Origin of the sequence: Acinetobacter sp. 2JN-4, from assembly GCF_003687745.1 — a bacterium.
GTDB lineage: Bacteria > Pseudomonadota > Gammaproteobacteria > Pseudomonadales > Moraxellaceae > Acinetobacter > Acinetobacter halotolerans.
Genome location: NZ_RDNY01000009.1, coordinates 114,617 through 139,864, shown reverse-complemented (window position 1 = coordinate 139,864; position 25,248 = coordinate 114,617). Strand labels below are relative to the sequence as shown.

Sequence of the window (25,248 nt, the reverse complement as noted above, 5' to 3'; positions counted from 1 at the left end):
CTTGATTCAAAAAATGTCATTGACATTGTAAGATAAATTGTCGGTTTTGTGCACAAGAACACAGTTTTTTATTAAAAAAAATGTAGTTCTTAGATTAACGGTAACGATGTGTCTGATAATGATGGATATCTAAAAATTGAATTATATGATTTGTAAATTATTCCGGCTGCATTGAAGGGCAAGCGCTTCGCATTTTATGGTTTTAATAACATTTTAATGTTGATAAGGCGGTTTTAGGTGGCTAAAACCGCATCAAGGACTTGCTGTTCGAGTTGTGCAAACGCAATACTTTTTTTACGTGGACGTGGCAGGTTGACCTGAAAGTTGTGAGCGATGTGTCCTTGATCGAGCAAAATAATCCGATCGGCAAGTTGGACTGCTTCACTAACATCATGGGTGACCAAAATCGCCGTAAAGCCTTGTTCTCTCCACAGCTGTTCAATGAGCTTTTGCATTTCCAAACGAGTCAATGCATCTAATGCCCCTAATGGTTCATCCAGCAACAGAATACGTGGCGTATGGGAGAGGGCACGCGCTAAAGCTGCCCGTTGGCGCTGCCCCCCAGAAAGTTGTGCGGGCCACTGCATCGCTTTGTCTTTTAAACCGACTTTTGCTAAAAGTGTTTCTGCAAGATGATGCTGGGTCTTGGTTAAACCTAATTGTACATTTTGTAAGATGTTCTTCCATGGCAGCAAGCGAGGGTCTTGAAACATCACTCGAATATCGGCACTGGTGATGCCTTCCCGAAAGTTACGTGCCGACTGGAATTTAATTTCACCATAACTTGGTTTTTCCAGTTGGGCAATCAGACGCAGTAGTGTGCTTTTGCCGCAACCACTACGTCCTACAATGGCAACAAATTCCCCAGCTTGAATATTTAGATCTAAATCCTCTAAAACCTTGACCTCGCCATAAAACTTATAGAGTTGTTCAATCAGAATGTCTGCACCATTTGCGGGAGCGGTTGGCGTTTCTGGCTCAGCCACAGGTTGGATTAAACTGTCATCAAAGAAATTTAAATTTAAGTTACTCATATTCTTCTCCTTTTTATTTTTGATAGCCTGCATGCCAGCGTAATAAATAGTGTTCTAAAGCTTGTGCCAATACGTCCGCTAATTTGCCCAGCAAGGCGTAGAGTAAAATGCCGACCAATACGATATCAGTTTGTAAAAACTCGCGTGCATTCATGGTCATATAGCCGATTCCTGCTTGCGCTGAAATGGTTTCCGCCACGATGAGCAAGACCCAAACCAACCCTAAAGAAAAACGCAGCCCGACCAAAATAGAAGGCATTGCGCTGGGTAAAATAATGTCTTTATAGAGTTGCCAACGATTGAGTCCGTAACTCTTACCCATTTCAATCAGTTGAGGATCGACTGAGCGAATACCGTGGTAGGTATTGATATACATTGGGAAAAATACACCAACAGCAACCAAGAATAGTTTGGCCGTTTCATCGATTCCGAACCATAAAATCACCAATGGAATCAGTGCCAGTGCAGGGATGTTACGGATCATCTGTAAGGTGGTATCAAGTAAGGTCGAAGCAATCCGCGATGAACCATTTAACAGTCCTAAAATCAGCCCCAAGCCACCCCCAATCAACAAACCCAACAACGCTCGACCAGCACTAACTTTGACGTGTTGCCAAAGCTCACCACTGACCAATAAATGCCAAAAAGCACTCACGACAGCTGTAGGAGCAGGTAGAACTCGACTTTGTAATAAGCCAGAACTAGAAGCTGCTTGCCAAATTAGAACCAGTAAAATTGGAAACAGCCAAGGCAATAAACTTTTGCCTATTTTTTGTGTTCCACGTGAAACATTATTGAATAGCGTCTGTGCACTCATACGCTCTCCTTAATCACTTTTCTGGGTTGTTTGACCTCAGGCACATAGTTATTGGCAATGATTTCACCAAATGGTCCTGTTAAATGCGGCTGTGCGAGTTTCTCTCGGGTTTTAAGCGGCAGTAATGGGAACACCAATTCAGCAAACCGAATTGATTCTTCTAGATGTGGGTAGCCAGAGAAGATAAAGGTATCAATCCCCAAATCAGCATATTCTTGGATACGTGCCGCAATGGTTTCAGGATCACCTACTAACGCGGTTCCTGCACCCCCACGAACTAGACCAATACCCGCCCAAAGGTTAGGTGAGACTTCAAGCTGATCTTTACGGCCCCCATGTAGCGCAGCCATGCGTTGTTGCCCAACAGAATCCATTTGTGCAAATTTTTTCTGTGCTGCGGCAATGGTTTCATCATCAAGGTATTGGATCAATTCATCCGCAGCAGCCCAAGCCTGTTCATTGTTTTCGCGGACGATGACATGTAAGCGAATACCATAATTCAGCGTACGTCCTTTAGCCGCCGCTTTTGCACGTAGGTGTTCGATTTTTTCTTTCACCGCAGCAGGCGGTTCACCCCAAGTCAAATAGGTATCCACTTGCTCAGTGGCAAGTTCAGTTGCCGCGTCTGATGAGCCACCGAACCATAAAGGTGGATAAGGCTTTTGTACGGGTGGGTAGAGTAGTTTGGCATCATCGACACTGAGACGTTCGCCGTGAAAAGTAAATGATTCACCCGTATGCGAGCGAGTGAGAATTTCTCGCCAAATTTTTACATATTCAGAAGCTGTCTGATAACGAGTGCTGTGGTCTTCATACAGACCATCACCTTTTAGTTCTTGCTCATCTCCGCCCGTAACAAGGTTGAGGAGAATACGACCATTCGACAAACGATCAAAAGTTGCTGCCATGCGTGCAGCAAGTGAAGCTGTGGTGATCCCTGGACGTAATGCAACGAGGAATTTAAGTTGTTTGGTTGCATCGATTAAGCTTGCCGCCGTGATCCACGGGTCTTCACAAGAACGACCCGTAGGAATCAAAACACCGGCATAACCTAAATGGTCGACTGTAACGGCAATTTGTTTCATATAAGCATGATCGACCTGACGAGCACCCTTACTGGTACCTAAATAACGACTGTCACCGTGAGTGGGGATAAACCAGAAAATATTCATGTCGATGTTCCTATAAGTTATGGAGCGAGCCAAACTGCCTGTTTGATATTGATCGATTTGGGAATAAGGCCTTGCTGGGTAAAAATGTCTGCTAATTGTTGTTGCTCCGCAATGACTTTGCTGTTGAGGGGAGCGGCTGCGGATGGACGAGGGCGACGTTTAATAAACAGTTCACTGGTGGAGGTGTTTAGACCTGTACTCTGTCCAATGCTCTTTGCGGTTTCCACCTGATGCGCCTGTACCCATTTGTCTGCTACATTGATTTGCTTGATCAAGCCTAACGTCGCTTTGGGATGCTTCTGTATGAAGCTCGGTGCGGCTAGATAAAAGGTATAATTGGGACTCAAGCCGTTGCCTGTTGCCAGCACCCGAGCTTGATCTTCCAATTGGGCTGAAGCATAGTAAGGATCCCAAATTGCCCAAGCATCCACTGCACCTTTTTGAAAGGCAGCTCGTGCGTCAGCAGGTGTTAGCCAGATCGGCGTAATATCGCTCCATTTCAAGCCTGCCTTACGGACAGCCTGCACCAGCAAATAATGTGAGCTTGAACCTTTTTGTAGAGCTATGCGTTTGCCTTTCAGGTCTTTCAGTTGCTTGAGTGTTGAATTCTTCGGTACTAGAAGCGCGGAGGAAAGTGGCTTGGCTGCCTCATAAGCGAAGTAATATAAAGGTTTGCCTGCTGCCTGTGCATAGACCGGTGGTGTATCACCCGTAACCCCAATATCCAGAGAACCAACGGCTAATGCCTCCAAAATTTGTGGTCCTGCTGGAAATTCGTTCCATTTAATTTTGGCATTTGGAAACTCCTGCTCGAATAATTTTTGCTGTTTGGCAATTGCAAAGTTAATGGAGCTTTTTTGAAAACCAATCCGCAGTTCTTTAACGGTAGGATCAATCGCCCAACCTGAACTGCTAAATGCTGCACTCAAGCTAGTTATCACCAATAGATATTTTAAATGTTTAAACCAATCACTCTTGTTCGGTGGAGCATATTGCATTGAGATTTCCTTATATTGCTTTTGACGGACTAGTCAATGTGGTTGTGGACATTGTCGGAGCTGCAATTTATTTCACTTCATTTTTAAGTACAGCATCTTGAATCACCAATTGCTTTGGAATGAGTTTCTGAGCAAAGAATGCATCGGCAACATACTGCTGTTCTTTGGCGACTTGTGCAGAAATGGGCTGAACGCCAAATCCCATACGTGAAATAGAGGTTTTTAAAACATCAAACCCCAGTCCAGTCGGTTTTTCTAATAATTTTGCTGCATCGTCAGGATGGTTTTTAACCCAATTTGTGGTTTGATTGAGGGTACTGACCAGCGTTTTCAGTGCGTCAGGGTGACTTTCCGCAAATTTACGATCTGCTAAATAAAATTGATGGTTATTGACCAAATGTTCACCGCTTGCAATCACACGTGCATGAATTTGATGTTGTGCAGCTGCGAAGAAAGGATCCCAAATCACCCAAGCATCAACCGCACCTTTTTCAAAGGCAGCGCGGGCATCGGAGGGTGGAAGATAGACGGGTTGAATGTCATTTAAGCTGAGTTTATTTGCCTCTAAAAGCTTGAGTAATAGGTAATGCACATTTGAGCCTTTATTGAGCGCAATACGTTTCCCTTTGAGATCTTGTATGGATCGAATAGTCGAGTCTTTTTGCACAATGAGCGCTTCGGCAGTCGGAGCAGGAGGTTGATTGGCAACATAGACCAAGTTTGGATTGGCAGCTTGCGCAAAAATTGGGGGCGCTTCACCTGCTTCACCAAAAACTACACTGCCAACATTGAGACCTTCTAAAAGCTGGGGACCCGCAGGAAATTCAACCCATTTGACATGGACACCTTGAGCAGCAAGACTTTTTTCTAATTCACCTTTTGCTTTAACAATCGGCAAGATGCCATATTTTTGAAAGCCGATGCTTAATGTTGTGGTCTGTTGTTTTGTGGTGTCTTGCTGCTCAGTTTCTTTTGCACAACCTGCAATCCCGATCACGCTGGCAAGACCTACTGCCAGAATAGTGTATGTTGCCCATGAGCGATGAATAGGACTGGTCATGTTGGTGCTGCTCCCCGAAAAATCAAAAAAGACTTCAATAAGATGAGCAACCAAGCTAAAACTTTTTTTAATGCATAAAAAATAAATAATCGGGCATTACTTATGATGAAAAGTGCAAAAAAGAAGAACGAATAATCTTATCTTTAGATGGAATAACAGGAAATCATTTTTAATTTATTAAAATATTGTTTTAATTAATTTTTATTATTTTTGTAGATCAAGTGGATCGATGTTCTTGTCGTTGTTAAACAGAAATCATGATGAATTGGAGATATCTTTATCAGAAATAAAAATATCTTCAGGTTCATTAGACCAGTACTTTTTTAAACACCAGCGAGTTACGTTGGTAGTTATATAGGGCTTGGCGCGCATTGGGTAAATCATCAATATGAGCGGGTACAAAGCCATGTTCTAAAAACCAGTGCGCTGTTCGTGTCGTGAGTACGAATAACTGTTGAATCCCTTGTTGTTTGGCTTTGTTTTCTAAGAATTGCAGGATTTGACTGCCACGATTGGATTTACGGTAGCTAGAGTCCACGGCAACGCAGGCAATTTCAGCTGAACGCGTTTCATTTTCTGCCGATGAAATCGGGTAGAGTGCTGCACATGCCAAGATCATTCCATCGCGTTCAATTACTGCAAATTGCTCGATTTCACTTTCAAGCAATTCGCGAGAGCGATAAACCAAAATTCCTTCTTGCTCAAGTGGGCGAAGTAAATTAATTAAGCCACCGACATCGTTGATATTGGCAATACGCACTTCTTCATAATGTGCATCGGTGATCATGGTTCCTATGCCATCACGGGTAAAGAGTTCTTCAATCAACGCGCCATCGTAGGTATAAGAAATCAAATGTACGCGATGTACGCCAGACAAAGAGGCTTGCTGTGCTTGTTTGAGATGTAAGGAAAATTCTGGATAGCGTGCTTGATATTGTTGGATATAGGATTCAAGTTGGCGAGGGCTTAACTCACGTAATAATTGTTGCTTTTCATTCATCAGGCCTTGTTTTTCACCCAAGAAAATCAGCTTATCCGCATTTAAGGCAGTCGCCGTTTTGGTTGCTACCTCTTCCGCCAATAAGTTGAAAACTTCACCTGTAGTTGAGTAACCCGTAGGTCCCAATAATACGATATTGTGGTTGTCCAAATGCCGCTGAATCGCATCGGTATCGATGGAACGAACTTCACCTGTCAATTGGAAGTCAACGCCCTCACGAATACCGTAGGGCTTGGCCGTGACAAAATTACCTGATACGACATCAATGCGAGCGCCGTACATTGGCGAGTTTGCCAACCCCATAGAAAGAAGTGCTTCAATTTCTAAACGGATAGAACCCACTGCGTTCATCACAGCAGGTAATGATTCACGGGTGGTTATGCGACGATTTTGATGAAAAGGTGTTTCAATCTCTCTTTCACCCAGATTCTGATTGATTTGCGGGCGTGCACCATAGACCAAAATCAAGCGAATACCGAGAGAGTGTAAGAGTGCGATATCATGAATGATATGTTGGAAATTTTGGTGTTGGACTGCTTCACCACTAAACATCAGCACAAAGGTTTTATGGCGATGCGCATTGATGTATGGTGCAGAATGGCGAAACCAATGTACATAATCTTGTGTTGTACTTTGTGAAGTTTCAGTGATTTGATTCGCCATGTCGATCTCAGATATACATCAATGAATCTGATTCTAACTAAAAAAACCAAAAGATAAACCGATTCCTAAAACAACAGTTCAATTTTCTTTGGTTTAACAAGCGTAAAGCGTCTAGAAAGCCATGATACGCACAATGCTATTATCATTTGAGTTAACTAAGATGTAATCATTATTGATTTTGTACCATTGTTGATCACGCCCAGGCTTAGGTAGATTATTGTCTTTATAATCAATCTTATAACCATTTCCTCGATAATGTTGAGGCATGACGTAACCTGCTTGCCAGCGATGTTGTTTTAATCGCTCTACACCACGTTCTTCACGCATACGACGTTCACGCATACGATTGTCATTATCCGGACGTTCAAAATTTCGACCATGTTTATTACCACGTGAATCATCATCACGATCAAATCGTGGACCTGCAAAACTGCCCATGCTGCTAAACAGGGTGGTTGAACTTAAGATTAAGATAATGAAAAAATTTTTCATGATGCACCTAATATCGGATGTCTCTCATGTGAAAACTGTACCTTAAAAATGCAGAGAAACTGTGAAGATCGATTCAGTATTCCATTAATAATATGGAGCATCTCTCCTCGTTTCGATCATAAAGGCAAGTTTAAGGTCAGTTTGCAATGTTGTTTTGAATTGTTCTGATCAAGTTGTTAACTTTGCGCATCAATACTTTGGCCATTCATCTCTAAACTATCATCGCCCATCAAATAAAGATAAGCAGGCATGATGCTATCAGGTGTTGGCAATACTTTAGGATCTTCATCTGGATAGGCTTTGGCACGCATTGCGGTGCGCGTTCCACCTGGATTGATGCAATTAAAGCGAATATTTGGATAACTGTTTTCTAAAGCAAAAATTTTGCTCATGGCTTCAGTCGCGATTTTAGAAACTGAATAAGCACCCCACAAGGCACGTGCTTCACGACCCACACCAGAACTGGTAAAGATCACAGAAGCATTTTCAGATTTTTCGAGTAAAGGCAGCAACGCTTGAGTCATAGCAAAGGGTGCACGTAAATTCACCGCCATCACATCATCCCAAACATCTACAGGATAATTTGCCAGCTCAACCCGATCGCCCAACATACCAGCATTATGCAAAATACCATCTAAACGTCCGAATTGTTGTTGTAGCGTATCAACTAAAAGCTCATAGTCATGGCTAGAAGCTGTTGAAAGTTGCAAAGGCAAAATAGCAGGTTGTGGAGCGCCTAAACCCTCGATTTCATCATAGATGACTTCGAGTTTGTTAAGGGTTCGGCCATGTAATACAACCGTTGCGCCGTGTAGGGCATAACTCATCGCAGCAGCTCGACCAATACCATCACCCGCACCAGTAATGAGGATGATACGATCTTTAAGTAAATCTGCACGAGGTTGATATTCTGAATATTTCATTGTTATGCCTCCTGTTATCTTGCTTATTTAACTCATCATACCCTGATTTTCTGACAACACTGTGATTTTCTGTTTGAGTAATTGATGAAGTTCAGGGACGGTTTGAATAACTGCATCTGCTTGCCAAGCGGCGAGATCATCTCGTGATTCGACCGGTAAATAACCATAGGCAGCTAAGATGGTATACATGTCTGCGTTGCGACCTGCGTCTATATCACGTGGATGATCACCAACATAAATAATGTCTTTCGCATCGAGCTGGAGCTGCTTTGCTGCTAAATACATTGGTTCAGGATCAGGCTTCGTTTTACTGACATCTTCAGGACAAACCAGCACCGCACAACGTTCTGTCAGCTGTAAGGCAGCGAGCAGTAATTTACTTAAACCACGGGGTTTATTGGTCACTATGCCCCACGGAATTTGATGTGCTTCCAGTTCTTCTAGTAAAGGATACATGCCTTCAAACAGGTTGGTATCAACCACGATATTTTCGCCGTAGACATCTAAAAAGCGTTGGCGGTGTGCGAGAAACACGGGATCAGTAATATCCAATTCTGGATAAACCAATTTCACCATGGCACGGGCCCCCTCAGAAACCTGAGTGCGAATGGTTTCAGGGTCTACAACTGGACGGTGTTCATCCCGACACATCTGCTGAATAATACGAATAAAATCTGCGGCGGTGTCGATGAGTGTGCCATCAAGATCAAATAAAACAGCTTTCATTACGCACCTGTATTCGTGGTGTGAACCATGTAGTTGACGTCAACATTCGGCGCTAACCAATAATGTTTGGTGATCGGGTTGTAATGTAAGCCGGTCATCTCTTTGAGGCTTAGACCTGCATTACGAATATCATGTGCCATTTCTGATGGACGAATGAATTTATGATAGTCGTGGGTGCCTTTAGGCAATAAACGCAACACATATTCCGCGCCAATAATCGCGAATAAATAGGATTTTGGATTACGGTTAATGGTGGAGAAGAACACGTGTCCACCAGGTTTGACCAGTGTTTGACAGGCTTTTACGATAGACGCTGGATCTGGTACGTGCTCCATCATTTCCATGCAAGTGACCACATCGTATTGACCTGCTTGCTCTTGTGCCAGTTGCTCTACAGGTATTTGACGATATTCAATGTTTTGCACATTGTCTTGTTGGGCATGTAAGCGGCCAACAGCAAGTGGCGCTTCACCCATATCAATACCTAATACATCTGCACCACGACGCGCCATGCTTTCTGCCAAGATGCCACCCCCACAGCCGACATCAAGGACTTTCTTGCCGGCTAAGCCACTGACGCGTTCATCAATCCAGTTAAGACGTAATGGGTTGATTTGATGCAGTGGACGGAACTCCGAATGTTGATCCCACCATTTGGCAGCCAATGCTTCAAATTTTGCGATTTCTTGCGGGTCAACATTCAATTGCGACATGGAGTCACCTCTATTTATTGGCATAATGATCTGACCCTAGTGTAGCGATTCTAGAAAAAAAAGCGATAAATCGAATAAAAAACTTCACAGAAGCAAAACGAATTGTTCGTGTTTGTTTTATATTTAGCATATAAACTTACGAAAAATGCTTAGAGGAAAAGCAAAGGCAATGAAAAAGTTAGTATTTGGTGTTTTAAGCACCGCTGTTATCTCATTTTCGATGAATGCAATGGCTGCAGATTTTGTGGCAGGCAAAGATTATACCGTGGTGGCAAATCCTGTTAAGACCGTAGCACCTGCTGGTCAACTCGAAGTGCGCGAATTTTTTTGGTACGGATGTGGGCACTGTTTTAACCTTGAACCACACATGCAAACTTGGTTAAAGAAAATTCCAAAAGATGTTTATTTTCTGCGTACTCCAGCCGCTATGAATAAAGTATGGGAACAGGGTGCTCGCGGTTACTATGTGTCTGAAGCTTTAGGCGTGCGTAAGAAGACCCATATTCCACTTTTCCATGCCATCCATGACGGTGGTCAGCAAATTTTTGATCAAGCGTCTCAAGCAAAATTCTTTGCGCGTTATGGCGTGCCAGAACAGAAATTTAATAGCATGTTTAACTCGTTCCCGATTACTGCAAAAATCGCTGAGTCAAATAAATTGGCACAGCAATATCAGTTGACTGGTGTTCCAGCGGTGGTGGTGAACGGTAAGTATGTAGTACAAGGTGAAGATGCTAAAGTCACTCAAGTAGTTGATTATTTGTTAGAAAAAGAGCGTAAAGGTAACTAGATTACCAATCCTTTAGAGCTAAAAAAGGACTGTATTAACAGTCCTTTTTTGCATTTATTGTTGTTCTTGTTGGAACGCAGTTAAATCAATTTGCACCGTTTGGGTCGGTAAAGACAAAGCCTGATTAATATATAGATTAATCAGTTTTTCGCGGGAACCGATCGAACGCTGGTAATAGCTCGAATTGAGTAAAAGCGCTGCACCATAGGTCAGTGACCAGATATAGGACAAATAATCACGAATCGACATATCATAATTCAGTGATTTTAAATATTTCTCAGTCATGTCTTTGAGTGAAACAATACGTTGCTGACGAATTGCATACAGCTCATCAAAGAGATGCTTGAGCTTAGACTCCGTCATGGTCAAGTGTTCTTCTAGCTGATGCAGTAAAATAGTACGACTAGGGGCCATGAGATGATGCAACATATAGCGAGGCGCATACTCTTTGATATCAGTATGGTATTGGTCTGAAATTTTTAAAATTTCTTTTTCATTTTGAATAATAAGTTCAAGTAATAACTCATTTTTACTTCTGAAATGCTTGTATAAGGTACCTTTGGCAATGTCCAATTCGGCAACCAGTTCATCCAGGGTCATTTCTTGGTTATTTTCTAATAATAACTTTTCAGCAACCTGTAAAATTTTTTCTTTACGAATTAAGAACTGAGTATGACGATCAGGATTCATGATGCTTTTAAGCTCCTCATAGTGTTCTAAACGGCATCGCGTTATTGTCTAATGCATCATAACGCTAAGCAATGCTTTTATATATCAAACTGTGGCGTCGATATGATCAAGCGTTTTGTGGTTCCCAGTTAGAGATACCCCGGAACAACAACCGTACTTGAGTGGTTGCATTCTCAATAAACAAATTTTGTTGTTCTAATAAATCATCAATCGAAAATTGTTTAGGTAGATTGATCCACGTCATCGCCCACGTAAATGACATGTTGATCAAGATGGTTGAGAGTACTTGTAGATATTTGTCTTCTTTAATGTGCTTAAAGGTGTCGAGTTTGTATAAATCAACTGCCAAATCTTCAATCAGAAATTCAATCTCGCGTGCGATAGCAATGCGTACCGTTTCAGAGCCACCCCAACGTTCTGCAATCATAAACTGCCACTGTTGTGGGCTATGATTCACGGCTTGTACAAAAAGTTCGATGCTGTTGCGAGTTTTAGCTGCGCCGCTGTGTTTTAGATAGCTTTGACCCAACTGATGAATCAAGCTCTTGAGATGTAATGACACCTGATCAACCAGCTCTTGCCCCAGTGCCTCCATATCTTGGAAATGACGATAAAAAGCGGTTGGTACTAAACCAACTTCGCGAGCAACTTCACGCAAACTAATACTACTAAATGAGCGCCCAGACGTGCTGAGATGGAGCGCTGCATCCAGTAGAGCCTGACGACTCTGTTGTTTTCGTTCATCTCTAATCGACATGAATAAGATCCATAAAATTTATACTGTAGAGTCTAGCAAAAAAAATAGGTTTTTTTTAGTCTTAATCGGTTGCTAAATCAGACAGATTCTTCGGCTTTTGAAATGAATGGCTTGGTTGTAATGGCTAAATGTGCTCTATGCCTTACTTATTTCTTCATTCTTTTTAATTATTTAAAAAAAAGTAGAAAAAATAATCAAAAAATTAGTGAACAAGTGTTGACTCAGTGAACACAAATAAATATAGTGTACACATGTTCACTATACGAACAGTTGTTCACTCAATATAAATAGCCAGATACAAAACGAGGAACTTATGAGCGCACAGTTAAGCTATCAGCCACATTGGGTTAGAGAAGATTTCGTTGATTTTATCCTTGCAAAGGTTAACCCGATGTGGACTTTGCGCCGCATTATGGCAAAAATCGAAGCGATTGAGCCTATTGCAGATGAAATGATCAAGGTCACTTTAAGCAGTAACAATAAATTTACAACCTATCAGCCTGGTCAATTTGTGATGGTGACGGTTCGTATTGATGGTGTGCAGCATCAACGAGCGTATAGTTTGGTGAGTTCACCAAGTCACGACAAATTGGTGTTAGGTATCAAAAAACAAGGTTGTGTATCTAACTATTTAGCTAACAGCGCACGTGCTGGTGATGTGATTGAAATTACTCAGGCGATGGGCGAATTTACGCTAAAAGACTTTGATACAGAAGAAGGTAAACAACCGATTCTTTTGGTATCTGCGGGTAGTGGTATTACGCCGATTATTCCGATTGCGAAACAGGCATTAGCACGTTCAAATCAACCTGTGACGTTGATTTATTACTCACGTGATCCAGCGTTCCGTACTGAATTGGAAACACTAGCAGCAGAATATGCGCACTTTAACCTACACATTATTGTCGATAGTGCTGAACAACCTGCTTATTTTGATGAAGAAACTTTGGACCGTTTGTGTGCCGATGCTGTTCAATGCCAAACCTATGTGTGTGCTGCTCCAGGTTTGATGAAAGCGACACGTCAAATCTGGACGAAACGTGGTTGGTTAGACCGTTTAACGCAAGAAAGCTTCTTGCCAGTGACGATGGATGTGGATGCTCAAATCCAACCAGTCAATTTCCGTCGCAGTATGCAAGAGTTTGAAGGCCGTGGCAATCTGTTGGCCAGTGCTGAAGCTGCGGGTTTGAAACCATCTTTTGGTTGCCGTATGGGGATTTGTAATACCTGTGTTTGTACCAAGATCAGTGGTGCAGTGAAAAATCAACTTACAGGTGAAATCGATAACCAAAACAATGTGCAAATCAAATTGTGTGTGAGTGAAGCAGTGAGTCCCGTTGAGATTGACCTTTAATTCATATTGAACAGATAGAGTATAATATTATGAACATGATGACAGTAAATCCGACTAAAACGATTCCTCCAATCAAATTTGGCAGTAACACAAGCCGTGCATTAACACCAGAAGAAGTACAAGAGTTTGGCCGTAAGATTGATGCCATCCGTACTGAAACCATGGCTAAAATTGGCAAAGAAGATTCTGATTATATCTATAAAGTACGTAACTTTGTACGCTACACCGAAATTGCATCACGTGGCATGTTGATGTTCGGTGGCTGGATTCCACCTGTTTGGTTGCTTGGTACAGCGATGTTGGGTGTGTCTAAGATCGTCGAAAACATGGAATTGGGCCATAACGTGATGCACGGTCAGTTTGATTGGTTAAACGATCCATCGCTTAACGGTGCAACCTATGACTGGGATACGGTGTGTACCGGTGAAGACTGGAAATATACCCATAACTATAAGCATCATACTTATACTAATGTGTATGGCATGGATCATGACATTAGCGGTTATGGTGTGATGCGCATGAGCCGTGAGCAAGAGTGGGAACCACGCTTTTTGTTCAACGTGCCAATGGGATTGTTTTTATCGACGGGTTTTGAATGGCTATTGGCTTTGCAACGTCTAGAGATGGAAAAAGTGTTGTTTGATGGCACCAAAACCTGGAAAGAAGTATATGTAGAATCTAAAAATCTACGTAAAAAAATGCTACGTCAGTTTGGTAAAGATTATGTGTTGTTCCCAGTGATTGCTGGCCCAATGTTCTTGCCAGTATTGGCTGGTAACTTTTTTGCCAACTTGATCCGTAACTACTGGGCATCGACTGTGATTTATTGTGGTCATTTCACAGAAGACTCTGAAATTATCACTGACAACATTGATAATGAAACCAAAGCAGAGTGGTACTTACGTCAGATTCGTGGTTCAGCAAACTTTACTGGCGGTAAAATCATGCATTTCTTGAGTGGTAACTTGAGCCATCAAATTGAGCATCATTTGTTCCCTGATGTGCCTGCCAACCGTTATATCGAGATGGCACCTAAAGTACGTGAAGTCTGTGCAGAGTATGGTCAACAATACAATACCGCTCCCTTTGGATCTCAGATCGTGAGTGTGTATAAACGTCTGGCGGTGCACTCATTGCCTGACAATGTGGTAGATCGTTTGGTGGCGACCAAACGTACCTTTACTGCTGCGGTGAAAGGCATGTTTGGTAAAGCTGCTTAATCAAGATAGAGCATCGTTTTAGCCATAAAGCGGTGCTCGTCACCAATAAGTAAAAGGGAAAGTGCGTGTAATTGAGATATACTATGGGGCAATTATATTTGTGCCATCGTTTTAAGGAATCGTTATGCGTATTGACCAAAGAGCATTAGACCAATTACGTGAGGTAAAAATTACCCGTAATTATACCCGTTACGCAGAAGGTTCAGTTCTGGTTGAGTTTGGTCATACCAAAGTATTGTGTACCGCTAGCATTGATAATTCGGTTCCACGCTTTTTAAAAGGAAAAGGACAGGGTTGGGTAACCGCAGAATATGGCATGTTACCGCGTTCAACCCATACCCGTAGTGATCGTGAAGCCGCGCGTGGGAAACAGTCGGGCCGTACTCAGGAAATCCAACGTCTGATTGGTCGTAGCCTTAGAGCGATGGTTGATCTGAAAAAACTCGGTGAAAATACCATTACGATCGACTGTGATGTGATCCAAGCTGATGGCGGTACACGTACTGCAGCGATTACAGGGGCAGCCGTGGCATTGGTGGATGCCATGAATGTGTTGTTAAGTAATAAAAAGATTAAACATGACCCGTTAAAAGGTTTAGTCGCAGCCATCTCGGTAGGGATGTATCAAGACGAAGTTCACCTCGACTTGTGCTACGAAGAAGATTCAAATTGCCAAACTGATTTAAATGTGGTGATGACACAGGCGGGCGAATTTATTGAGATTCAAGGAACGGCAGAAGATAAACCGTTTACTCGCCAACAGTGTAATGACATGTTAGAGATTGCTGAAAAAGGAATCGCTGAATTGATTCTGAAGCAACAGCAAGCTCTCGGTTGGTAAGCTCCAGTTGATAGTGCGGGCGGTCTGTAAATTTTAGACCGCCTTTTTTTTGTCTGGTTTTCTGTCATCGAATTGCTATCAAATGATCATCGTATTGTCATTGATATTGTATTGACTATCTGCACTGATATTTAACGGATAGTAAAATGCGAAACGTCCTCTTAGCGTTACTCAGCAGTAGTTTTTTCTTATTAAGTGCTTGTAATGAAAGTGATAATGGCGATAACAATAATACCACGCCAAATCCAAAACCGCCAACTTCAGACTGTACTATTCACTGTGCACCCTAAATAATAACAATAAGGAAATAATTAATGAACCGTCGTGACTTTTTATTAAATTCAACCAAAGCATTATTTGGTACCGCTGCACTTACCAGTTTTCCAATGAGTATTCAAAAAGCCCTCGCGATTGATGCTAAGGTCGATACAGGAACCATTAAAGACGTTAAACATGTGGTGATTTTGACCCAAGAAAATCGTTCTTTTGACAATTACTTTGGGACGTTAAAAGGGGTACGTGGCTTTGGTGATCGATTTACCATTCCTTTAAGCCAAGGTCGTACAGTGTGGGAACAATATGATGCCAATAGAAATAAAGTTTATCCCTATCATTTAGACAGTAGCCGTGGCAATGCACAGCGGGTGAGTGGCACACCCCATTCATGGACAGATGGTCAGTATGCTTGGGATCATGGACGGATGGGCAGTTGGGTGCAATATAAGCAGCCACAGTCAATGGGCTATTACAAGCAACAAGAGGTGGAATTCCAATTCGCATTAGCCAATGCTTTTACCCTGTGTGATGCATATCACTGTGCCATGCATACAGGAACCAACTCAAACCGTATGTTTATCTGGACAGGAACCAATGGCCCAACAGGCGCAAATGTTGCCAGTGTAGTCAATGATTTGGACTCAATCGGGCCATCCACCGTCGGCTATGACTGGACCACATATCCTGAACGCTTACAACAGGCGGGTGTAACGTGGAAGGTCTATCAAAACATGCCTGATAATTTTACCGACAATCCCTTGGCTGGTTTTAAACAATACCGTCGTGCCAATGTGTTATCAGGTAAACCAGTGAATAATATTACCATTTGCCCCGCCTATGATCCGGCTATTGATGCCGCACAGCCTTTGTATAAAGGGATCGCCAATACCATGCCAGATGGTGGTTTTTTGGGTTCATTTAAAGAAGATATTGCCAATGGGCAGTTACCCCAAGTAAGTTGGTTAATTGCACCGGCAACCTATAGCGAACATCCTGGACCGTCTAGCCCAGTTCAAGGAGCGTGGTATATCCAAGAAACGTTAAATGCGTTAACTGAGCATCCAGAAGTATGGAGTCAGACAGTTTTCTTAATCAATTTTGATGAAAATGATGGTTTCTTTGATCATATACCTTCGCCAAGTGCACCTTCGATGGATGCTTCAGGTGTAGTACATGGCAAATCCACCTTAAGCGATGATCAGATGTCCTATGAGTATGCCACGCATGCTAAAGCTTCAGCAGGACAGCCAAACTTTACTGATCCAAAAGTGAGTAATGGCGTGGGTGTATACGGCCCCGGTGTTCGAGTACCGATGTACATTATTTCCCCATGGAGTCGTGGTGGCTGGGTCAATTCTCAAGTATTTGATCATTCTTCGGTGATTCGTTTCTTGGAACAATGTTTTGATGTACAAGAACCTAATATTAGTCCGTATCGTCGTGCGGTGTGTGGGGACTTAAGCTCAGCATTTAACTTTAAAACGCCAAATCTTTTACCTTTGCCTGATTTAGCTGGTAAGAAAACAAAAACAGAGGTTGATGCGATTCGTAAAGCTCAGGAACGCTTGGCACAGGTCAGTCGTCCTTTAAGCCAAACCTATCCTGTTCAAGACATGGGAATACGACCATCACGTGCATTGCCGTATGTTTTGCATAGCAGTGCCAAAGTCGATGTGGTCACGAAAACTGTTAAATTAATGTTCTCCAATACAGGAACACAAGCTGCAGTATTCCATGTTTATGACAAGTTGAATTTAGACGCGATCCCACGCCGTTACATGGTGGAAGCGGGGAAGCAACTCGATGATGTCTGGCAGACTAAAGATCATCAATATGACCTATGGGTGTTGGGACCGAATGGTTTCCATCGCAGTTTTGCTGGGGACTTGGTACAAGCCACGCAGTTAGGAGCACTTCCAGAAATTCGCGTGTGTATGGAGGAGTGCGATTCCAAACTTTTCTTGAAAGTGCGGAATGATGCAGCACAAACGGCACAGTTGGTTGTGACAGCCAATGCTTATTTATCCAATAAAACATGGCAAATCGAAACTGCGGCGAATGAAAAGGAACTCAGTTGGGATATGTCTGAGTTTGGTGGATGGTATGATTTCACCGTCAGCATTCAAAACGAACCAAGTTATCGCCGTCGTTTTGCTGGGCGCATTGAAACCAATGAAGATTCTATTTCTGATCCATATATGGGCTTTATTCAATCATAAGCGCTTTATATTGGTTTGAAATAAGCAGTCTAGACGGATGCTAGGCTGCTTATGCTGAAAAGTTAACGAAAAAAGAATCAGTAAACACAAAGTAAAATAATCAATAGCCAAGTGAGGAAGCTGATCCGACTCATATCTTAAACATAAGCACACTGAGCCTTTGCATACTGTAACAGAGCATGCGAATTTGCCCCATTTTGCTTTGCTATATTGAGGACACTGCAAGAAAAGAGATAATGATGTTACAAGTTTTTTTAATATTTCTCACCGCCGTCACTTTTATTTTAATGGCGATTGACCCACGATCTAGCCAATCGACTGAAGCGGAATCAGCATGGCAAGAGACCGAATCTCAAGCACTGGATTCGCCGCAATCGACTCAGCAGCAAAAAGACCAACAGGTTTAAGCATTAAAACGCATAGATAAATCCACAGCGCGAACATCTTTGGTTAAAACACCCATTGAAATGTAATCCACACCTGTGCTGGCAACTTCACGCAAATTTTCAATGGTGATATTGCCAGAGGCTTCTAATTTACAACGCCCCGCAACATGCTTCACTGCATCAATCATTTGTTGTTGGCTGAAATTATCCAACATCACAATATCAGCACCTGCTTCAAGTGCTTGATTAAGTTCATCCCACGTTTCAACTTCAACTTCGACGGGTTTTCCAGGTGCAATCTGATGGGCTTGAGCAATCGCTTGAACAATACCACCAGCCGCCATAATGTGATTTTCTTTAATCAAAAAGGCATCAAATAAACCAAGACGATGATTTTGACCACCACCTACGGCAACGGCATATTTCTGCGCGATACGCAAACCCGGAAGTGTTTTACGGGTATCAAGCAATTTGGTGTGTAAACCATCGAGCTGTTTCACGTAGCTGGCTGTTTTGGTCGCCACAGCGGAAAGGGTTTGTACAAAGTTTAAAACTGGGCGTTCCACTGTTAACAAACTACGTGCCGAACCAGCAAGTTTTAAAAAGGCTTCATTGGCTGTAACCACATCACCTTCTTGTTTTAACCACGTGATTTGTACTGAGCTGTCAAAAGCCTGAATTAAAGCGTTAACCCAAGGTTGACCTGCCAAAACCATATTCTCACGCGTGATAATGGTGGCTGTAGCTTGTTCATCCGCAGGTGAAAGCATGGCGGTAATGTCGCCGTCCCCAATATCTTCTTGTAATGCTTGTTGAATATTGATTTGAATAGATTGTTCAAGCAAAGATTGAGGAATACTCATAGCATTTCCAGTATATTCTGACCAAAAAACGTGTGCATTATATTAGCATCGTCCTCGTAAAAAATAAGTATTTGATCTCGATTATTGCGAATAAAGCATGTCAGAATGGAAAATATTAATATTAAATTGCTGATTCGAGTGACAATGCCGCAATCTAGATTTGCTCAAGTTCGAGATGGAATATTACAAGGTGCAACGCAAATTGCTTCACCTAACTTTAATGCACGTCCTGCAGAGACGGACATTCAATTGATCGTGATTCATAATATCAGCTTGCCACCATCTCAATTTGGTGGGGGTTATATTCAACAATTCTTTCAGAATCAGCTAGATTGGTCGGTACATCCTTATTTTCAAACCATCGAAGGTATGCAAGTTTCAGCGCATCTGCTGATTTTACGCACAGGCGAAGTGATTCAATTTGTCAATTTTAATGACCGGTCTTGGCATGCAGGCCGTTCCAGTTATTTAGCCCAACCAGAATGCAATGATTATTCGATTGGCATTGAGCTAGAGGGGAGTGATGATTTGCCGTTTGAACTTGAACAGTATCAGTCACTGGTCGAGGTGGTACAGATATTACGTCAAGCTTATCCCAAAATCCAAAATCATCTTGCAGGTCATTCTGATATTGCACCTAAACGTAAAACAGATCCAGGTTTACACTTTGATTGGTCGTTGTTCCGTCGTTTGCTAGCGATTCAGGCAAACTCTAAAAAAACATGATCGAATTTATGATTTCACAACGAAATCTATTTTTACTTTCATTACAATAACGCTTTTGAAAGATAAGCCGTAGGTGAGTGCGATGGCATTGTGGCGATCGACAATAATTGTCAGTGCAATGACGATGTTATCCCGAGTTCTGGGATTGGTACGTGATATCGTGTTGTTGAATGTATTTGGGGCGGGCAAAGATTTTGACACCTTTGTGGTTGCTTTTCGTATTCCCAACTTTTTTCGGCGCTTGTTTGCTGAAGGGGCATTTTCTCAAGCTTTTATTCCTGTTCTGACGGAATATAAAACCAGTCGCACCCATGCAGAAGTTCAAATTCTAATTAGTCGTGTTTTTGGTTGCTTGCTGACCGCAATGACATTGCTCACCTTTGTGGCGATGGTTGCTGCACCTGTGATTATTTATATCTATGCGCCCGGTTTCCATAGTGATACTGAGAAGTTTAACCTTGCTGTTGACCTGTTTCGTCTAACTATCCCTTATCTGATGTTTATGTCACTGACGGCTTTTGCCAGCAGTATTCTAAATAGTTATGGTTCATTTGCTTCACCTGCATTTGCTCCAGTATTACTGAATATTGCCATGATTGCAGGAGCGTGGTGGCTAACTCCCTATATGGCAGAACCGATCATGGCGCTTGGATGGGCCGTGGTGGTTGCTGGTGTTTTGCAACTGGCCATTCAAATTCCTGAGCTATGGAAGAAAAATTTACTGATACCACCTAAAGTTGATTTTAAACATGAGGGTGTGAATCGTATTTTAAAGTTAATGTTACCTGCTTTATTTGGTGTATCCGTCACGCAAATTAACTTATTGCTGAATACGATTTGGGCATCCTTTATGCAGGATGGCTCGGTGTCATGGCTATACAGTGCAGAGCGTATGACTGAACTACCACTGGGATTGATTGGGGTTGCGATCGGGACGGTGATCCTGCCATCACTTTCAGCACGCCATGCTGAACAAGATCAAAGTAAATTTAGAGGTATGTTGGATTGGGCTGCTAAAATCATCATGCTGGTGGGGATTCCAGCCAGTATTGCTTTATTTATGCTGTCCACACCGATTATTCAAGCGCTGTTTCAACGTGGTGAATTTACGTTAGAAGATACACAAATGACTGCTTTGGCCTTGCAGTGTATGAGTGCTGGTGTGATCTCGTTTATGTTGATTAAGGTGTTTGCCCCGGGTTTCTATGCTCAGCAAGACACCAAAACACCAGTACGGGTCGGGTTAATCGCCGTGGCGACCAATGCGATTTTAAACGTGATATTTATTGGTATCTTTAAGTTAAATGGTTGGCAAGCAGAGCATATGGCACTGGCTATGGCCTCTTCAGGTTCAGCTTTGGTCAATGCAGGTCTACTTTATTTCTATTTACACAAACGCAATATCTATCGCTTTGGCGCGCATTGGAAAAAACTGGCATTCCAGTTTGCAGTGGCCAATCTCATCATGATTTTAGCGTTATGGTATGGCCTTACGTGGTATCAAGGTGATATTTCTCAATGGCTACGTGTGGCTGAAGTTGCTGGTTTGTGTGTGCTTGGTGTCGTGGCGTATGTTGTCGGATTATTGCTAACAGGATTTAAACCGAGACATTTAAAGCATTGAATTTGAACGTTTCCCCCTTTGAACTGCGGTTGTCGCAGCTCGAAGGGGGATTTTAAATTATTTTATTTCCAGTAATTCAATATCAAAAATCAGGGTGCTATTTGGACCAATTCCATCACCAGCACCCACCTCACCATAGGCGAGATTGGCTGGGATAAAGAAACGGCTTTTACCACCTACCTTCATGGTTTGAACGCCTTCAGTCCAACCTGCGATTACTTGATTCAATTGAAACTCGACAGGATGGTTGCGTGCGATCGAACTATCAAACACGGTCCCATCAAGTAAACGCCCTTCATAATTGACTTTAACCGTAGAGCTCGCTCTCGGTGATTTACCTTTGCCCGCTTGAATGACTTGGTACTGTAAACCTGATCTGGTGGTTACAATATTGGCCTTTTTCGCATTTTCAGCGAGAAAGGCTTTTCCTGTTTGATCATTCTTTTGAGCGATCTCTTGAAATTCAACCAGTTGCTTTGCTTCTATACGTTTTTTATATTGATTAAGCACATTTGCCATGTCTTCATCAGTCAAAGATGCTACTTTTCCCTGTGTCGCTTCTTTTAAGCCTTGCACGAATGCATTAATATCCAAATCTTTCAGGGTATTGGCATTGCCTTTACCCATTAAATAACCGTAACTATAACCCAACTGCTCTTGTTGTGGGCTTTTTAAAGTAATCGATGCTGCATAAGCAGTACCCATCACGGATGTCATTAAAATAAGACTTAATTTTTTCATTATTTCTTCCAAAGTGCTTTTGCAAAAATAAGGGAGAGCACATGCTCTCCCTATATCTGTTATTTTACTGCGATGAGTTCGACATCAAAAACCAATGTACTATTCGGTGGAATAGAACCAGGCACACCTTGTTCGCCGTAACCTAAGTTGGCAGGAATATAAAGTGTTGCCTTACCGCCTTCTTTCATTAATTGTAAGCCTTCAGTCCAGCCAGGTATGACTTGATTGAGCGGGAACTCGATTGGTTCACCACGATCATATGAACTATCAAACACAGTGCCATCGGTCAATTGACCTTTATAATGAACTTTGACCACAGACGCAGCCGTTGGTTGTTTACCTGTTCCTGCTGTAATAATTTTATATTGCAACCCTGAGGCTGTGGTTTTCACGCCTTCTTTTTTTGCATTTTCAGCTAAGAAGGAGTTACCTGTTGCTTCTGCTTTCTGGGTTGCTTCGATTTGTTTTTGCTGTAATTCTTTTTGGAATTCTACATAAGCAGCTTGTAGTTCTTCCTCGGTGTAGGCAGCAGGTTTTTCTGCATGGCCATCGCGGAAACCAGTGATGAAAGCAGCTGTTTCTAATTCTGGTGGCGTTTGTTTCGCAACTTCATAACCTAAAGCATAACTGATTTTTGCGCCCGGCCCTGCATTTTTGTCTGCTTTTGCGCCAAGTTCAGTAGTAGGGTGTTGAGTTGCATAATAAATCGGTATAAGGGCTGCTCCGCCTAAAACGGCTGCGACAATAACAGGTAAAGCTTTACTCATGAGATGTCCAAAGGTGAGATTTTAGTAAAAAATATGGCACTGATCTTAGCATGTCTAAGCTTCAGCATTGAATAACAGATCTGAAAAATGCGTGTATTTTTTATAGGGTTTATGTTTATTCGGTTTTCTTATATTTTCAAAATAAGTATAAAAAAGCCAGATCATACGATCTGGCTTTTTTGTTCATGTTTGCAGCTTAATTAATCATCTTTCTGTGCTTTATAGGCATAAGCATAGTTATAGCCATAGCCATAGCCAGCACTTGCACGTTGGATATCATTCAGAATAAAGCCATTCACTTTAACGCCAGCCTGCTCAAAGCGATTTAAGCTGAGTTCAAGCTCTTTCATTTGTGATTTAGCATAACGAGCAACCAACAAATTGACGCCGACATATTGCGAAATGATAATTCCATCGGTCACCGCCAAAATAGGTGGCGTATCAATAATAATATGATCATATTCGGAACTGAGTTTTTCGAGTAAAGCTTTAAATTGCTCAGAACCTAAAATCTCAGAAGGATTTGTTGGGTTTTTTCCTCGCGTAATCATACTTAAACCAGCGACTTCAGTTTCATGAATCACTTGACCGAGTTCAGCTTGGCTACTCAGCAACTCAGATAAGCCTGGTTTAACGTCTAAATTAAAATACTTATGCAAATAACCACGACGTAGATCCGCATCAATCAATAAAACCTTTTTATTGCTTTGGGCAAAGATGGTTGCAAGGTTGGTGGAAATAAAAGACTTACCAACCTCAGGTGATGGACCTGCGACCATAATAATATTATTTTTTGCATTACTTAGTGCAAAATGGATTGCGGTACGAATACTACGTAAGCTTTCAATCGCAATATCATCACTGTTTTTAACCGCAAGAATAGGAATACTCTTCTTTTTCTTCAGAATACTCATACGAGTTTCTTGAACAGGAGAGCGGGGAACCGTTGCATAGACAGGTAGATCAAGCTCGCGCTCAATTTGGCTTGAATCCTTAATTCCCGTACGTAACATATTGCGTAGTAGGGCAATTAAAGTACCAAGGAAGCCACCTAGGAAAACAGCAAGAATAAGGATTTGAAGTTTCTTTGGTTTAATCGGCTCGACGGGTTCAACTGCAGTGTCGACAATACGGACATTACCGATCTCACCTGCTTTTGCGATTCTTAACTGTTGGTAAGAGTTTAAAAGTGCCGTATAGAGCTGCGTTTTAACTTCCACTTCACGATACAGCTGCAAATATCTTCTTTGTAAATCTGGCAATTGTTTTAAGGTGCTATTAAGCTCACCAATCATTTTATTTAATGCTGTAATCTGAGCATTAATTTCACGCATTGCCGGGTGTTCAGCGGTGTATTTGGCTGCGATATCTGCCTGTTGCTGCTGTAATTCAATTTTTTTCGTTTCTAAGGTAATACTTTGTGTCAGATATAACTCCGACTCTTTGGTGACATCAACAGTATTATATTGTTGGCGGAATTTATTGAATTCTCTTTCAGCAACATCAAGTTGTTGTTTTAACTCAGGGAGTTGTTCATCGAGAAACTTCAAGGTTTGGGCAGTTTCTGCAGATTTGCGTGCCACATTTTGTGCGCTATAAGCAGATAGGATTGCATTGAGTACTTTGGTAATGTGTTCTTTGTCTTGGCCTTGATAACTAAGACCCAATATACCAGTCAACTTGCCTTTTTCAGCCACTGAATAGTTTTCCCTAACTGCTGTTACTGCAGCAGGTAAAGATCGTTTGAGGATCTCATAATCTGTATTGAATTGGTCTTTTGTGGCGATGTTGATTTTCCATACACCATAACGATTTGACAGTTGATTAAGCTGATTTAACGGTGCTGTTAATAGGATTTCATCGGTTTTGCTATCGATTAATTGGAATTTTCCTTCGTTTAACTTTAAACGTAGCGTTTTATCGAGGAAGTTTTGTGGCACCTCAAACTGACGAAATTCAAGTGCTTTTTCAGCGTCACGGAAAATGACCGCTTTGGGTAAGTACTCTGTGGCATAACTGGGTTTGCTGAGTAAACGCTGAGCAAAAGTATCTTCGACACTGGAAATACTGAGGTCAAGGTGCAATGCTTCAATCACTGAACCTAACACTAAGCGTGATTTTAAGATTTCGATCTCAGATTGAGCAGGAGACTTTTGATCGATCATTTGTGAAAGATCACCCAACAGCGCAGCAGAAGCACCTTTGCTGTTTTCAACCTGTACTAGGGCATCAACTGCGTATGTATTTGGTGTCGTGCGCAAATACAATAATGCACATACAAGACTCAGGATGACGCATAGCGCAATAAGCTTCCATTGCGCGAGCAAGGAGAAGAACAGTTCTTTTAGGTCAATTGTATCTTCAGTATTGGTATTTTGGCTCATAATCTTAAATCT

Annotated in this window: 25 protein-coding genes; 9 read left to right on the top strand and 16 right to left on the bottom strand. The window is 42.0% G+C overall.

The features are described 5' to 3' along the window. Positions 1 to 233 precede the first annotated feature (233 nt). From EAH57_RS13145 to ubiG, 10 genes are all read right to left on the bottom strand, one after another. A complete protein-coding gene (locus EAH57_RS13145; RefSeq protein WP_121930447.1) occupies positions 234 to 1,034 on the bottom strand; it encodes an ATP-binding cassette domain-containing protein in 801 nt (266 codons plus the stop codon). Positions 1,035 to 1,047: 13 nt separating this feature from the next. Further along, positions 1,048 to 1,851, bottom strand: a complete 804-nt coding sequence (ssuC, locus tag EAH57_RS13140; RefSeq protein WP_121930446.1) for an aliphatic sulfonate ABC transporter permease SsuC — start codon at positions 1,849 to 1,851, stop codon at positions 1,048 to 1,050. Then, a complete protein-coding gene (gene ssuD, locus EAH57_RS13135; RefSeq protein ID WP_121930445.1) occupies positions 1,848 to 3,023 on the bottom strand; it encodes an FMNH2-dependent alkanesulfonate monooxygenase in 1,176 nt (391 codons plus the stop codon). The genes ssuC and ssuD overlap by 4 nt, the downstream gene beginning before the upstream one ends. Positions 3,024 to 3,040: 17 nt before the next feature. After that, on the bottom strand, positions 3,041 to 4,021 hold the full coding sequence (locus EAH57_RS13130) for a sulfonate ABC transporter substrate-binding protein (RefSeq protein WP_121930444.1): 981 nt from the start codon (positions 4,019 to 4,021) through the stop codon (positions 3,041 to 3,043). A gap of 67 nt (positions 4,022 to 4,088) precedes the next feature. Next, positions 4,089 to 5,081, bottom strand: coding sequence for a sulfonate ABC transporter substrate-binding protein (locus EAH57_RS13125; protein WP_121930443.1), 993 nt, complete (start codon positions 5,079 to 5,081; stop codon positions 4,089 to 4,091). Between the two features lie 307 nt (positions 5,082 to 5,388). Beyond that, positions 5,389 to 6,744: an amino-acid N-acetyltransferase gene (gene argA, locus EAH57_RS13120; protein ID WP_121930442.1), complete on the bottom strand. Its 1,356-nt coding sequence runs from the start codon at positions 6,742 to 6,744 to the stop codon at positions 5,389 to 5,391. A gap of 111 nt (positions 6,745 to 6,855) precedes the next feature. Next, entirely contained in the window at positions 6,856 to 7,236 is a 381-nt protein-coding gene (locus tag EAH57_RS13115; protein ID WP_121930441.1) for an RcnB family protein, read from the bottom strand. A gap of 176 nt (positions 7,237 to 7,412) precedes the next feature. Further along, entirely contained in the window at positions 7,413 to 8,159 is a 747-nt protein-coding gene (locus tag EAH57_RS13110; protein ID WP_121930440.1) for a YciK family oxidoreductase, read from the bottom strand. Between the two features lie 27 nt (positions 8,160 to 8,186). Further along, positions 8,187 to 8,885 (bottom strand): HAD family hydrolase, encoded by a 699-nt coding sequence (locus tag EAH57_RS13105; RefSeq protein WP_121930439.1) that lies wholly within the window; start codon positions 8,883 to 8,885, stop codon positions 8,187 to 8,189. Further along, entirely contained in the window at positions 8,885 to 9,598 is a 714-nt protein-coding gene (ubiG, locus tag EAH57_RS13100) for a bifunctional 2-polyprenyl-6-hydroxyphenol methylase/3-demethylubiquinol 3-O-methyltransferase UbiG (protein WP_121930438.1), read from the bottom strand. The genes EAH57_RS13105 and ubiG overlap by 1 nt, the downstream gene beginning before the upstream one ends. A gap of 169 nt (positions 9,599 to 9,767) precedes the next feature. On the opposite strand from ubiG, the gene EAH57_RS13095 reads away from it, so the two are divergent. Beyond that, complete coding sequence (locus tag EAH57_RS13095) at positions 9,768 to 10,388, top strand: thiol:disulfide interchange protein DsbA/DsbL (protein WP_121930437.1); 621 nt, start codon at positions 9,768 to 9,770, stop codon at positions 10,386 to 10,388. Between the two features lie 54 nt (positions 10,389 to 10,442). Here the strand turns inward: EAH57_RS13095 and EAH57_RS13090 are convergent, their stop codons facing one another. Both EAH57_RS13090 and EAH57_RS13085 read right to left on the bottom strand, forming a co-directional pair. After that, positions 10,443 to 11,078: a TetR/AcrR family transcriptional regulator gene (locus EAH57_RS13090; protein ID WP_121930436.1), complete on the bottom strand. Its 636-nt coding sequence runs from the start codon at positions 11,076 to 11,078 to the stop codon at positions 10,443 to 10,445. Positions 11,079 to 11,184: 106 nt separating this feature from the next. Next, positions 11,185 to 11,835, bottom strand: coding sequence for a TetR family transcriptional regulator (locus tag EAH57_RS13085; RefSeq protein WP_121930435.1), 651 nt, complete (start codon positions 11,833 to 11,835; stop codon positions 11,185 to 11,187). 313 nt (positions 11,836 to 12,148) lie between these two features. Between EAH57_RS13085 and EAH57_RS13080 the strand changes: the two genes are divergently transcribed. The 6 genes from EAH57_RS13080 to EAH57_RS15980 all read left to right on the top strand — a co-directional run bounded on the left by EAH57_RS13080 (position 12,149) and on the right by EAH57_RS15980 (position 18,152). Next, complete coding sequence (locus tag EAH57_RS13080; protein WP_121930434.1) at positions 12,149 to 13,189, top strand: ferredoxin reductase; 1,041 nt, start codon at positions 12,149 to 12,151, stop codon at positions 13,187 to 13,189. A gap of 29 nt (positions 13,190 to 13,218) precedes the next feature. Further along, a complete protein-coding gene (locus EAH57_RS13075) occupies positions 13,219 to 14,409 on the top strand; it encodes a fatty acid desaturase family protein (RefSeq protein ID WP_121930433.1) in 1,191 nt (396 codons plus the stop codon). A gap of 124 nt (positions 14,410 to 14,533) precedes the next feature. After that, a complete protein-coding gene (gene rph, locus EAH57_RS13070) occupies positions 14,534 to 15,250 on the top strand; it encodes a ribonuclease PH (RefSeq protein ID WP_121930432.1) in 717 nt (238 codons plus the stop codon). A 146-nt stretch (positions 15,251 to 15,396) separates the two neighbouring features. Then, on the top strand, positions 15,397 to 15,540 hold the full coding sequence (locus EAH57_RS15985; RefSeq protein WP_171407467.1) for a hypothetical protein: 144 nt from the start codon (positions 15,397 to 15,399) through the stop codon (positions 15,538 to 15,540). 24 nt (positions 15,541 to 15,564) lie between these two features. Further along, entirely contained in the window at positions 15,565 to 17,745 is a 2,181-nt protein-coding gene (locus tag EAH57_RS13065) for a phosphocholine-specific phospholipase C (protein ID WP_121930431.1), read from the top strand. A 236-nt stretch (positions 17,746 to 17,981) separates the two neighbouring features. Beyond that, positions 17,982 to 18,152, top strand: a complete 171-nt coding sequence (locus EAH57_RS15980) for a hypothetical protein (RefSeq protein ID WP_171407464.1) — start codon at positions 17,982 to 17,984, stop codon at positions 18,150 to 18,152. On the opposite strand, the gene nadC is transcribed toward EAH57_RS15980, so the two are convergent. Next, positions 18,149 to 18,994 (bottom strand): carboxylating nicotinate-nucleotide diphosphorylase, encoded by an 846-nt coding sequence (gene nadC, locus EAH57_RS13060; protein WP_121930430.1) that lies wholly within the window; start codon positions 18,992 to 18,994, stop codon positions 18,149 to 18,151. The two genes, EAH57_RS15980 and nadC, sit on opposite strands and share 4 nt — an antisense overlap. 144 nt (positions 18,995 to 19,138) lie before the next feature. Here nadC and ampD point away from each other — a divergent pair, with 144 nt between their 5' ends. Together ampD and murJ are read left to right on the top strand one after the other, a co-directional pair. Continuing rightward, complete coding sequence (ampD, locus tag EAH57_RS13055; protein WP_121930460.1) at positions 19,139 to 19,720, top strand: 1,6-anhydro-N-acetylmuramyl-L-alanine amidase AmpD; 582 nt, start codon at positions 19,139 to 19,141, stop codon at positions 19,718 to 19,720. A 73-nt stretch (positions 19,721 to 19,793) separates the two neighbouring features. Next, the gene (gene murJ, locus EAH57_RS13050) at positions 19,794 to 21,344 is read left to right on the top strand and encodes a murein biosynthesis integral membrane protein MurJ (protein ID WP_171407466.1); all 1,551 of its coding nucleotides are present in this window, start codon (positions 19,794 to 19,796) and stop codon (positions 21,342 to 21,344) included. Between the two features lie 57 nt (positions 21,345 to 21,401). Here the strand turns inward: murJ and EAH57_RS13045 are convergent, their stop codons facing one another. The 3 genes from EAH57_RS13045 to EAH57_RS13035 form a co-directional block, all read right to left on the bottom strand. Then, positions 21,402 to 22,085: an FKBP-type peptidyl-prolyl cis-trans isomerase gene (locus EAH57_RS13045; RefSeq protein ID WP_121930428.1), complete on the bottom strand. Its 684-nt coding sequence runs from the start codon at positions 22,083 to 22,085 to the stop codon at positions 21,402 to 21,404. A 59-nt stretch (positions 22,086 to 22,144) separates the two neighbouring features. Then, on the bottom strand, positions 22,145 to 22,852 hold the full coding sequence (locus tag EAH57_RS13040) for an FKBP-type peptidyl-prolyl cis-trans isomerase (RefSeq protein ID WP_004667945.1): 708 nt from the start codon (positions 22,850 to 22,852) through the stop codon (positions 22,145 to 22,147). Between the two features lie 200 nt (positions 22,853 to 23,052). Then, complete coding sequence (locus tag EAH57_RS13035; RefSeq protein ID WP_121930427.1) at positions 23,053 to 25,236, bottom strand: polysaccharide biosynthesis tyrosine autokinase; 2,184 nt, start codon at positions 25,234 to 25,236, stop codon at positions 23,053 to 23,055. Positions 25,237 to 25,248 lie beyond the last annotated feature (12 nt).

Coding starts and splice junctions, on each gene's coding strand:
- ubiG (WP_121930438.1), bottom strand. CDS start 9,598: ATGTCGCAATTGAATGTTGACCCGCAAGAAATCGCAAAATTTGAAGCA.
- EAH57_RS13075 (WP_121930433.1), top strand. CDS start 13,219: ATGAACATGATGACAGTAAATCCGACTAAAACGATTCCTCCAATCAAA.
- EAH57_RS15985 (WP_171407467.1), top strand. CDS start 15,397: ATGCGAAACGTCCTCTTAGCGTTACTCAGCAGTAGTTTTTTCTTATTA.
- argA (WP_121930442.1), bottom strand. CDS start 6,744: ATGGCGAATCAAATCACTGAAACTTCACAAAGTACAACACAAGATTAT.
- nadC (WP_121930430.1), bottom strand. CDS start 18,994: ATGAGTATTCCTCAATCTTTGCTTGAACAATCTATTCAAATCAATATT.
- rph (WP_121930432.1), top strand. CDS start 14,534: ATGCGTATTGACCAAAGAGCATTAGACCAATTACGTGAGGTAAAAATT.
- EAH57_RS13145 (WP_121930447.1), bottom strand. CDS start 1,034: ATGAGTAACTTAAATTTAAATTTCTTTGATGACAGTTTAATCCAACCT.
- EAH57_RS13080 (WP_121930434.1), top strand. CDS start 12,149: ATGAGCGCACAGTTAAGCTATCAGCCACATTGGGTTAGAGAAGATTTC.
- EAH57_RS13130 (WP_121930444.1), bottom strand. CDS start 4,021: ATGCAATATGCTCCACCGAACAAGAGTGATTGGTTTAAACATTTAAAA.
- ssuC (WP_121930446.1), bottom strand. CDS start 1,851: ATGAGTGCACAGACGCTATTCAATAATGTTTCACGTGGAACACAAAAA.
- EAH57_RS13110 (WP_121930440.1), bottom strand. CDS start 8,159: ATGAAATATTCAGAATATCAACCTCGTGCAGATTTACTTAAAGATCGT.
- EAH57_RS13045 (WP_121930428.1), bottom strand. CDS start 22,085: ATGAAAAAATTAAGTCTTATTTTAATGACATCCGTGATGGGTACTGCT.
- EAH57_RS13065 (WP_121930431.1), top strand. CDS start 15,565: ATGAACCGTCGTGACTTTTTATTAAATTCAACCAAAGCATTATTTGGT.
- EAH57_RS13095 (WP_121930437.1), top strand. CDS start 9,768: ATGAAAAAGTTAGTATTTGGTGTTTTAAGCACCGCTGTTATCTCATTT.
- EAH57_RS13040 (WP_004667945.1), bottom strand. CDS start 22,852: ATGAGTAAAGCTTTACCTGTTATTGTCGCAGCCGTTTTAGGCGGAGCA.
- EAH57_RS13115 (WP_121930441.1), bottom strand. CDS start 7,236: ATGAAAAATTTTTTCATTATCTTAATCTTAAGTTCAACCACCCTGTTT.
- ssuD (WP_121930445.1), bottom strand. CDS start 3,023: ATGAATATTTTCTGGTTTATCCCCACTCACGGTGACAGTCGTTATTTA.
- EAH57_RS15980 (WP_171407464.1), top strand. CDS start 17,982: ATGATGTTACAAGTTTTTTTAATATTTCTCACCGCCGTCACTTTTATT.
- EAH57_RS13085 (WP_121930435.1), bottom strand. CDS start 11,835: ATGTCGATTAGAGATGAACGAAAACAACAGAGTCGTCAGGCTCTACTG.
- EAH57_RS13125 (WP_121930443.1), bottom strand. CDS start 5,081: ATGACCAGTCCTATTCATCGCTCATGGGCAACATACACTATTCTGGCA.
- EAH57_RS13035 (WP_121930427.1), bottom strand. CDS start 25,236: ATGAGCCAAAATACCAATACTGAAGATACAATTGACCTAAAAGAACTG.
- EAH57_RS13090 (WP_121930436.1), bottom strand. CDS start 11,078: ATGAATCCTGATCGTCATACTCAGTTCTTAATTCGTAAAGAAAAAATT.
- ampD (WP_121930460.1), top strand. CDS start 19,139: ATGCCGCAATCTAGATTTGCTCAAGTTCGAGATGGAATATTACAAGGT.
- EAH57_RS13105 (WP_121930439.1), bottom strand. CDS start 8,885: ATGAAAGCTGTTTTATTTGATCTTGATGGCACACTCATCGACACCGCC.